The organism is Paenibacillus puldeungensis (assembly GCF_042678945.1).
Taxonomy (GTDB): domain Bacteria; phylum Bacillota; class Bacilli; order Paenibacillales; family Paenibacillaceae; genus Fontibacillus; species Fontibacillus puldeungensis.
In genome coordinates, this window is sequence record NZ_JBHTLM010000017.1 from 102,389 (window position 1) to 110,663 (window position 8,275).

Below are 8,275 nucleotides of genomic sequence, written 5' to 3' on the forward strand. Positions count from 1 at the left end.
AAACTTGGTTAAAGGATAACATGTCTTTTGGATTAGAAGAGCTGACAGATTATCGTGATAACGTTAACGATAGTGCGTTTGCTCACAATATTATTACCTACAGAAAATACAAAACGCGTAATTTGTATCAGTTGAATCCATTATTGGTTTCGGATGGGATCAATGAGTATGAATATTCTAATTCAAATTATGTAAATGCATATTTGAACGATGAATATTCAAATTTAAAGGGATTACCAGTATTGAAGTCCACAAATGAACTTAAATTAATGGTATTGAAAAAGGTATTTAATAACTTTATTAATGATCCCCAAAGTAACATTTACCCAAAGTTCGAATTAGTAGCGGAATTTGAATATCGTACACATAATAACGGTATTAAAAATATTAAATCAAACGTTTATAAATCAAAGGATTCGTTTGTGAGAGTTGATAGGAATGAAAATGCAGTATTAATTCTTGGAAGTGTTATACTCCCACCATTTAAAAGTAAAAAGAAAGAATCCAAAAGAAATATTCAGGTACTTGATTTAAACGATCTAAAGCCGCGGCCGCATAACTCCAGTCATCACAACGGGGATACTATTGAAGGTTTCATTTGTTTTAAATCTGAAGTAATAACCGTTCTTAATGGGTATTACTATTTTTACGATTTGCAAATGATCGATAAAAATAATATTGAGAATACTTATTTAGTTGATGTGCTAAGTGACAAAGTTGTCTTTTGGGAAGCCGAATATAATAAGTTACCTGATTTCATAAAGGAGCAAATAGATCCTTATAATTTTGTGCCTGTGGATAAAAGTGGAATTATTAGTCAGGCTATGTCCGCAATGCAACTTGAGGTCGATTGGAACTGGGATAAGAAACTATCTCCCGAATACATGCTAGCTAACTTAATTAGAGAGAGAGTATTCAATAGAGCGATAGATATGGGCTTGACATTTATTGAGCCTAAAAATGAAGCTGAGTTCAAGGGGTTTATCTTAAAAGTTGAATCTCTAACTAATGTTAAATTGGAGAAATTTAATTCAGCATCTGTTGATGTAAAACAATTAATTAATATTCGCAATGGTGCTAATATGGACAAATCGGTAAACGATTTAAAGCTTCTTTATCAAAAGTATTGTTACGCTATACAAATGGAGTATAAAAAATGACTTTTATTAATGATTTTTCAAAACCTATAAAGTTTCTTGTTGGTATGAATGGTTCCGGTAAAAGTTATGCTTTAAACGAAGCTTTAAAAGAACAAGAACAATGGGCATTTTTAATAACAGAGGACGGAATGCCTATAATACCAAGACATATGAATCAAGTATCAATAAATTTAGATAGCATGTCATATAATTATCTAGATGAGGGTTCACGTGGTCAGTTAGGGAGAGAAACTGAGGAAGAAGATATATCCGAGAAAGCACAACGGGTCATATCATTTTGTAACGAAATTATAAGAAAATTAAACTTATTTATAACAAAGTCTAAAGGACAAGAGAAGCTTTATAATATGATGTCAATCTTCACCAGTTACAATTTGAATCATGTTAGAGTAATTTACTTTGATGAACCGGAGAACTTTTTAGATGAAGAGTTTTTAAAAGTTATTGCCGACTTCTTTGATGTATTAATTAATAGTGATTATATAGTAAGAGTTGCTACCCATAATTCTCGATTATTAAATATTTTAAAGGTCAATTTAGAGGATGTAATTTTCTTTCATACCCACTCCCAGTTTCTTGTAGCGGAAGATGAAATAAAGGAGATATTTCAAAGCTCATCCAATCAAATAGAGCGCATTAGAGAACAGCAGAGAATTCAAACTGATGCCTCTATACAATACAAACTAGATTTATTGAATCATGAACAAGCTTTTAATAGCTTTATTGAGCAAAATTTAAAAAGTGAGGAATTTTATAGGTCCTTATTTTATAAAAAGATAATCATTGTTGAGGGAATTTCAGATATTGTTGCTTTGGCCTCAATGAAAAATGATTTTGATAGCTCGATTGAAATATATAATCCGAATGGCAAGGCATTCATTCCCTTTTTTGTTCAATTATTTTTAAAGCTTAGAAAAGAAGTTATTGTTATTATTGATGGTGATATTCCTATACAAGAAGAGGATACTCTTCTAAAGCATCCAGTAGCCATTACACATTTTCTGAAGGAATTTGAGGCTAGAAATGAAATAAAGCTTGTAATACATACTCCTGATTTGGAAGGGTTTTATAATATAGATCTTGAACAAATCGGTGGTTCTTTAGGGATGTCAAATACAGTGAGAAGAACTAATAAAGGTTGGCTTAAATTCTTAGCCGCATTTATTTTTTTTAGTGAAGAAGTAAATAAAGAACGTTTGAGAGGTCATGTATTAGGGACGGCAGATGAAAATCAATTCCAATTTCAGTAAAGACCTTAATATAGTGAAGAAGAAGGATATAGGTTGATTTAGTTATTTATAAAGTATGTTGGCTAAAATATGGAGAAGAGACTTTATCAAGTCGCTCTCTCCAAATTGAGAGCAAATGTCATTCCTTGAAAAAAGTTTGTACTCCCTATCGCCTCGTCACACGTTGAGAGTATAGCTCTCATGACGAATAGTGGTTTAAAGGGTAAATAAGGCAGAGCAACCACTTTATGTAGTGATTTTGGAGAATAAAATGGAAAAAGGCACAATAACAAGGGGCGTGAGTGAAATGTGGAAATGTCCGAAGTGCGGTCGTGAGTTCAAAACACGGAACAAGACCACTTTTGCGTGAAACCGAACAGCATCGACGAATACATTGCCACACAGCCGGAAGATGTGCGACCTCTGTTGCAAAGTATCCGCGAAACCATCCGAGCAGCCGCACCGGAGGCTACAGAGAAAATCTCGTGGCAGATGCCGACGTTCTGGCAAGGTGAGAACCTCATCCACTTCGCGGTGTTCAAAAAACACATCGGACTGTTCCCCGGCGGCGAAGCTACGTCTGAGTTCGCGGAGCGGCTCGCAGGATATAAGACTTCCAAGGGAGCGATTCAGCTACCGCTTGGTAAGCCGATAGATTATAAACTCATCACCGACATCGTGCGGTGGAGGGTAAAGCGGAAAGCGAAAGAGAGTGACACTTTATGACAAACGAGCGCGTGTACAAGATGGCGTTTTCGAGAGTCTACCCACTACTCGTTCAAAAGGCAGAGCGTAAAGGGCGCACCAAATTAGAGGTTGATGCTGTGATTTGTTGGCTGACAGGGTATGACGATTCTGGCTTGCAAGCTCAAATTGTGAAGAATATCGATTACGAAACCTTCTTTAGCGAAGCCCCGCAGATAAACCCGAACGCCGCCAAAATTTCAGGCGTGATTTGTGGGCATCGCGTCGAGGAAATCGAAGACCCGCTCATGCAGAAAATCAGGTGGCTGGACAAGTTGGTTGATGAACTGGCAAAAGGCAAGCCGATGGAGAAGATATTGAGGAGTTGAAGTAAGTGGGGATGATTATGGCAGACTTTACATCGGAAGAGTTGGGCGAAGCACACCGCGCGATATTATCGCTAAGAAACAAATCTGAAAAGGCATCCGGCAAGCTGTTGCTTACAATTTACTTAGATCGTAAAGTAAAAAGCATGCACCGAACACAAAAAAATTGGCTGCTAGACAAAATGCTTCTGAAATATACCCCGCCGCTAAGGCTCCACCCTGCCCAAATAGCATCTTTTTTATCTCCTCAAGTCATGTGGAGTGCTGTTCACTGTTAGTGCGGAAGGACAATTAAAACGGAGATGTATTGGCGGAAATAGCAAAAGAGGGGTGCAGAACCCCTCTTTTTGTTTAACTAATTCAGTTTAATAAAATACCTAATTTCTTCCTTGTCCGCGTGGAATCCAACCGATTCGTATAGAGACAAAGCAGATTTATTTGTAGTTAATACCATGAGGTTCGCACATGGTAGCTGATTAGCTTTGAGATATCTCAAAGCTTGTGTAAGCAAATACTTGGCAAAGCCGCGTTTTCTCCAAGGTTCACGGACAAAAACGTCCTCGATTACACCGTGGTCATCTTCTTGCCATGCCATCAGTCCGCCGATTATAGTGTCTGTTTGGCGTATGACCATGGAGGTCCATAGTTTGTTATTCTTGTAATCAGATAACCTATTTAGGCCAAGTGGAGCGTCAGGCCAAATTTCGGCTTCTACATCAAGATAATCTCTTTCTTCATCAGGGCTTTCCATCTTCCAGTATGAAAATTGAAACTCCTCATGCAGCTTTAACTCAGGAATCGGTTCATTTAAATCTCGATTCATGCGATACACACTTTTCAAATGAAGGTATCCCTTTCCGATAAAAAACTGGTTATTTACTGTTTCTGACGAATCATTACCAACACACAGTACGGTTCCATATTCTATAGGCAAAGTTTCCTTTAATTGAATTGCTCTTATGTAAAGTTGCTGATAGACGCTGTTGAGCAGAGCAATGTCATTTTCTTTTTCGGGAATGGTTTTAAGGTTGACGTAGATAGAGTGATTGTTCTCTTTTGAACGACCGGGAGGTATAACATTAATGATGCTAACTTGGCCCTTAGCAACCATTTTCCCATCTTCAAATGCACAAAAAACGTTACTCCAATTGTCCTCGTCCCCAATCCACCAAAATGTTGCATTTTCTTTTGCTGTTACGGATTGGTACAATTCGCCAAGTAATGGCATATCTCCATGTTGAAAATTACGTATGACTATTTTTGTTGATGATTGGCTCAAAATAATTCTCCCCTCAAAAGTAGAGGATTTCGCAGTTTAGAGGGCTAGCTATGCGAGTTCCCCTTCATAAATTCCCCTTCTCCAACATTTGTTTACTCATAACAAACGCCTCCTTATAACTGTTATTACTATTGACACTAACATTCCTTAAGCATTGTATTAAAATAAATTACAACTATAGTTATTTTCTCTCACGCGTATGAAAACTGTTGTTCTTGATAACTTCCATAACTTGACGTTAAAAAAAGAGCCGTATGAAGCGAGGTTAGTACAGGTGAAAATAGGATTAGTCTCTGGCTTAATGAAAGATAATGATATAGAGCATCAGTTGGCACAAATCGAATATTATGTTTCTACCAACCATACATGTGATTTAATCTGCTTTGGAGAAAGCTTTCTTCAAGGTTTTGAAGGTTTGACATGGAACTATGATGAGGATCTAAAAAGAGCCTTAGAACAGGATGATCCCATTATTCTTCATATTAGGGATTTGGCTAAGAGCTATCATTGTGGTATCTCCTTTGGCTTTTTTGAAAAGGAGAATAGTACACTATACAGCAGTAATATGGTTATTAATTCAGAGGGTAATATTATCGATGTATTTCGAAGAGTTTCTCCTGGGTGGAAGGAACCCATTGCAGGTTCGATGTATAAGGAAGGCAAAGGATTTCACACTTTTACTTATATGGATAAAGTATTAGGGGTCGCCATATGTGGGGATGTCTGGCACGACTCTTTTCTAAAAGAATTAGAACTAATGGACATGGATGCGCTTCTTTGGCCACTGTACGTGGATTATTCTCCTGAAGAGTGGAATGCATCATTCCAATATGAGTATGCGGAGAGGACACAGAAATTAACTTATCCGGCTTTGATGATAAATAGTTTCGTTGAAGATTCTCGGCGTGCAAAAGGCGGGTGTTATGTATTTTATCAAAACAGAATACAATCATCTCTGCCTATGGGTAATATTGGAGTTTTAGAGTTTGAACTAAAATAGATTTCGTCATTGGTGATAGGAGTCTTTTGGCGTTAGCTGCCCTATTGAATAAAAGAAGTTGCCTTTCACCAGGCGCTGGAGTATACCTAACTTAGATGAACAAGCGCATGTAGATTTGGAAGGAGACGCATATGAGAACTGAAAAAGACATGTTTGATTTAATCCTAGGAGTTGCTCAAAAAGATGAACGAATCCGTGCGGTTTACATGAACGGTTCACGTACTAATTCTAATGCTCCCAAGGATATTTTTCAGGATTATGATATTGTTTACGTAGTAACTGAAACCTCCTCTTTTATAAAAGATGAGACATTGATGAACGTATTTGGTGATTTACTTATGATTCAAGAGCCTGATAAAAATAACCAGTCTATGGGCATAGAAATGGATTTTATTCGGTCTTACGGATATTTAATGCTATTTACAGATGGCAATCGTATAGACCTTCACATAGAAACTAAAGCATCTATGCTTGAAGGATATGTTAGTGATAAATTGACAGTTCCACTACTAGATAAAGATAACTGCCTGCCAAGCATTCCTGCCCCCACAGATATCGACTATCATGTAAAAAAACCTACGGAGCCATGTTATTTGAGTTGTTGTAATGACTTTTGGTGGTGCCTGCAAAATGTGGCTAAAGGAATTTGGCGTGATGAATTACCGTATGCGAAACAAATGTTTGAGCACGTCATCAGACCTCACTTGGATGAGATGATTTCATGGTGGGTCGGCACCAAAAATGATTTTCAAGTTTCGATAGGGAAAATGGGAAAATATATGAAGAAATATCTTCCCGAATCATATTGGGAAATGTATAAGGAAACTTATTCCGATAGCCATTACGAAAATATGTGGAACTCGATATTCACAGCTTGCGAATTGTTTAGGGTTCTAGCCAAAGATGTCGCGAAGTATTTTCAATATACTTACAATGCCAAAGATGATGCCAATATGACCAAATATCTTAAGCATGTTAGGGAATTGCCTGTTGATGCAAAAGGGATTTATTGATGGTTGACAGCAAAAAATACACCAGTCTGAAGAGGAAAGCCACTCCAATCAATGGAGTGGGCTTGTATTTTATTTGAAACTCAATTGACCATCGGCTTTTTTCTATGTTTTGTTCGCTGTTCATATGCAAACGCAATACGAATTAATATAGGTTCGCTAAACGCCTTCCCAGCGAAGGTAATTCCAAATGGCCTGCCATTGTCCTTGTACCCTGCAGGAACAGCTATAGATGGATACCCTGCTCTGGCGCAAATATCTGCTCCCACATAAGATGGAAAAAGAATAGCGTCCAATCCATATTTTTGAATGGCAAAGTCTATACCTTCTTTTTGAGAATAATATAAGTCGGTTAAAGACTCTAAAATATACTTTGGATTTTTTAGAGGATTGTCCAGTTGTTCTCGATACTTCAACATATCTTGTCCATATTTCAAAGCCTTCTCGGCATTTTTTTCGTTCCACTCAACCAATTCGCTAAGTGTATGTGCGGGTATATGGGATGGAAGCCTTTGAAGAAAATGATCCAGACCATGCTTAAACTCGTTGTTCAACTTGTTCCACTCCCATTTTCTATGGAAGGATGGGATTTCAATTTCTTCGATAACATTTGCTTTAGCATTGATCAGTTCGTCAACCGCATTATTAAACAAGGTTTCGTCATAATCGTCAGCATCGTGAAATTGTTCTAGAGATACATTTCGAAAAACCCCAATTCTTGCTCCTTCTAATCCGTTCATATCTAAGTAAGCTGTATAGTCAATCCTATCATACTCATTTTTTAATGTAGCTGGGTCATTCTCATCTTTACCTGCAAGTTCACTAAGCAAAATAGACGCATCCGCTACCGTCCTCGCCATTGCCCCGGCAGTATCTTGGGAATAGGAATAGGGTATCACTCCTGTGCGGCTTACAAGCCCAACTGTAGGTTTAATACCAACAATCGAATTCTGTATAGCTGGACTTAAAATGGATGCTGAAGTTTCTGTTCCAACTGCACAGCTTGTAAAATTCGACGCTACCGCAACCGCAGAACCAGAGCTGGACCCACCCACAAAAAAATCACCGTACGGATTTAATACTTGTCCACCTTTAGAACTGTAACCAGCCCACATTTTCGAGGATACGCCGTTTGCCCATTCCGTCATGTTTGTTTTTCCAAGGATAATAGCGCCTGCATCTTTTAGCTTTTGAACAAGAAAAGCATCCCTTTGGCTGATGTTGTTTTCCAGTGCCAACGCTCCTGCACTCGTTCTCATTTTATCATTTGTTTCAATATTTTCGGCCGGGCCCCCGAATATTGGACACTTTAGGATCAAACCTAAGTTAGACTCAGTTATACGGCAATTTTAAATGCGTTTACTTCGTTTCTCTCCAACTTTGCTGCAAACTCGGCAGGGGAGTAGCCATATAAACTCATGTGAATTCGGCGGTTATTGTAGAAGTCCATGAATCGGTCAAGTACATCGAATGCTTCTTCAAAACTCATAAAGATATGGCGCCCGAAACACTCTCGTTCCAAGATAC

Annotated in this window: 9 protein-coding genes and 1 pseudogene; 7 read left to right on the plus strand and 3 right to left on the minus strand. The window is 37.9% G+C overall.

Annotated features, from left to right (window positions below; all coding sequences use genetic code 11):
• The first annotated feature begins 20 nt into the window (after positions 1 to 20).
• From ACFQ3W_RS19870 to ACFQ3W_RS19890, 5 genes are all read left to right on the plus strand, one after another.
• Positions 21 to 1,160, plus strand: a complete 1,140-nt coding sequence (locus tag ACFQ3W_RS19870; protein WP_379320974.1) for a hypothetical protein — start codon at positions 21 to 23, stop codon at positions 1,158 to 1,160.
• On the plus strand, positions 1,157 to 2,410 hold the full coding sequence (locus tag ACFQ3W_RS19875) for a TOPRIM nucleotidyl transferase/hydrolase domain-containing protein (RefSeq protein ID WP_379320975.1): 1,254 nt from the start codon (positions 1,157 to 1,159) through the stop codon (positions 2,408 to 2,410). The genes ACFQ3W_RS19870 and ACFQ3W_RS19875 overlap by 4 nt, the downstream gene beginning before the upstream one ends.
• A gap of 345 nt (positions 2,411 to 2,755) precedes the next feature.
• On the plus strand, positions 2,756 to 3,115 hold the full coding sequence (locus ACFQ3W_RS19880) for an iron chaperone (protein ID WP_379320976.1): 360 nt from the start codon (positions 2,756 to 2,758) through the stop codon (positions 3,113 to 3,115).
• Entirely contained in the window at positions 3,112 to 3,462 is a 351-nt protein-coding gene (locus ACFQ3W_RS19885; RefSeq protein WP_379320977.1) for a DUF2200 domain-containing protein, read from the plus strand. The genes ACFQ3W_RS19880 and ACFQ3W_RS19885 overlap by 4 nt, the downstream gene beginning before the upstream one ends.
• A 17-nt stretch (positions 3,463 to 3,479) precedes the next feature.
• Positions 3,480 to 3,737 (plus strand): hypothetical protein, encoded by a 258-nt coding sequence (locus ACFQ3W_RS19890; protein WP_379320978.1) that lies wholly within the window; start codon positions 3,480 to 3,482, stop codon positions 3,735 to 3,737.
• 77 nt (positions 3,738 to 3,814) lie between these two features.
• Here ACFQ3W_RS19890 and ACFQ3W_RS19895 read toward each other — a convergent pair whose 3' ends face one another.
• The gene (locus tag ACFQ3W_RS19895) at positions 3,815 to 4,738 is read right to left on the minus strand and encodes a GNAT family N-acetyltransferase (protein ID WP_379320979.1); all 924 of its coding nucleotides are present in this window, start codon (positions 4,736 to 4,738) and stop codon (positions 3,815 to 3,817) included.
• Between the two features lie 199 nt (positions 4,739 to 4,937).
• Here ACFQ3W_RS19895 and ACFQ3W_RS19900 point away from each other — a divergent pair, with 199 nt between their 5' ends.
• Together ACFQ3W_RS19900 and ACFQ3W_RS19905 are read left to right on the plus strand one after the other, a co-directional pair.
• The gene (locus ACFQ3W_RS19900) at positions 4,938 to 5,738 is read left to right on the plus strand and encodes a carbon-nitrogen hydrolase family protein (protein WP_379320980.1); all 801 of its coding nucleotides are present in this window, start codon (positions 4,938 to 4,940) and stop codon (positions 5,736 to 5,738) included.
• A gap of 131 nt (positions 5,739 to 5,869) precedes the next feature.
• Positions 5,870 to 6,751, plus strand: coding sequence for an aminoglycoside 6-adenylyltransferase (locus tag ACFQ3W_RS19905; protein ID WP_379320981.1), 882 nt, complete (start codon positions 5,870 to 5,872; stop codon positions 6,749 to 6,751).
• Positions 6,752 to 6,831: 80 nt separating this feature from the next.
• Here ACFQ3W_RS19905 and ACFQ3W_RS19910 read toward each other — a convergent pair.
• Positions 6,832 to 8,052 (minus strand): annotated as a pseudogene (locus ACFQ3W_RS19910) (amidase family protein); the annotation flags it as partial.
• A gap of 32 nt (positions 8,053 to 8,084) precedes the next feature.
• Positions 8,085 to 8,275, minus strand: a 191-nt coding sequence (locus tag ACFQ3W_RS19915) for an IS3 family transposase (RefSeq protein WP_379319338.1), incomplete at its 5' end; no start/stop codon positions are given.

What these genes read in the sequence shown, in the direction of transcription:
- ACFQ3W_RS19870 (WP_379320974.1), top strand. Translation starts at nt 21, where the DNA reads ATGTCTTTTGGATTAGAAGAGCTGACAGATTATCGTGATAACGTTAAC.
- ACFQ3W_RS19875 (WP_379320975.1), top strand. Translation starts at nt 1,157, where the DNA reads ATGACTTTTATTAATGATTTTTCAAAACCTATAAAGTTTCTTGTTGGT.
- ACFQ3W_RS19885 (WP_379320977.1), top strand. Translation starts at nt 3,112, where the DNA reads ATGACAAACGAGCGCGTGTACAAGATGGCGTTTTCGAGAGTCTACCCA.
- ACFQ3W_RS19890 (WP_379320978.1), top strand. Translation starts at nt 3,480, where the DNA reads ATGGCAGACTTTACATCGGAAGAGTTGGGCGAAGCACACCGCGCGATA.
- ACFQ3W_RS19900 (WP_379320980.1), top strand. Translation starts at nt 4,938, where the DNA reads ATGAAAACTGTTGTTCTTGATAACTTCCATAACTTGACGTTAAAAAAA.
- ACFQ3W_RS19905 (WP_379320981.1), top strand. Translation starts at nt 5,870, where the DNA reads ATGAGAACTGAAAAAGACATGTTTGATTTAATCCTAGGAGTTGCTCAA.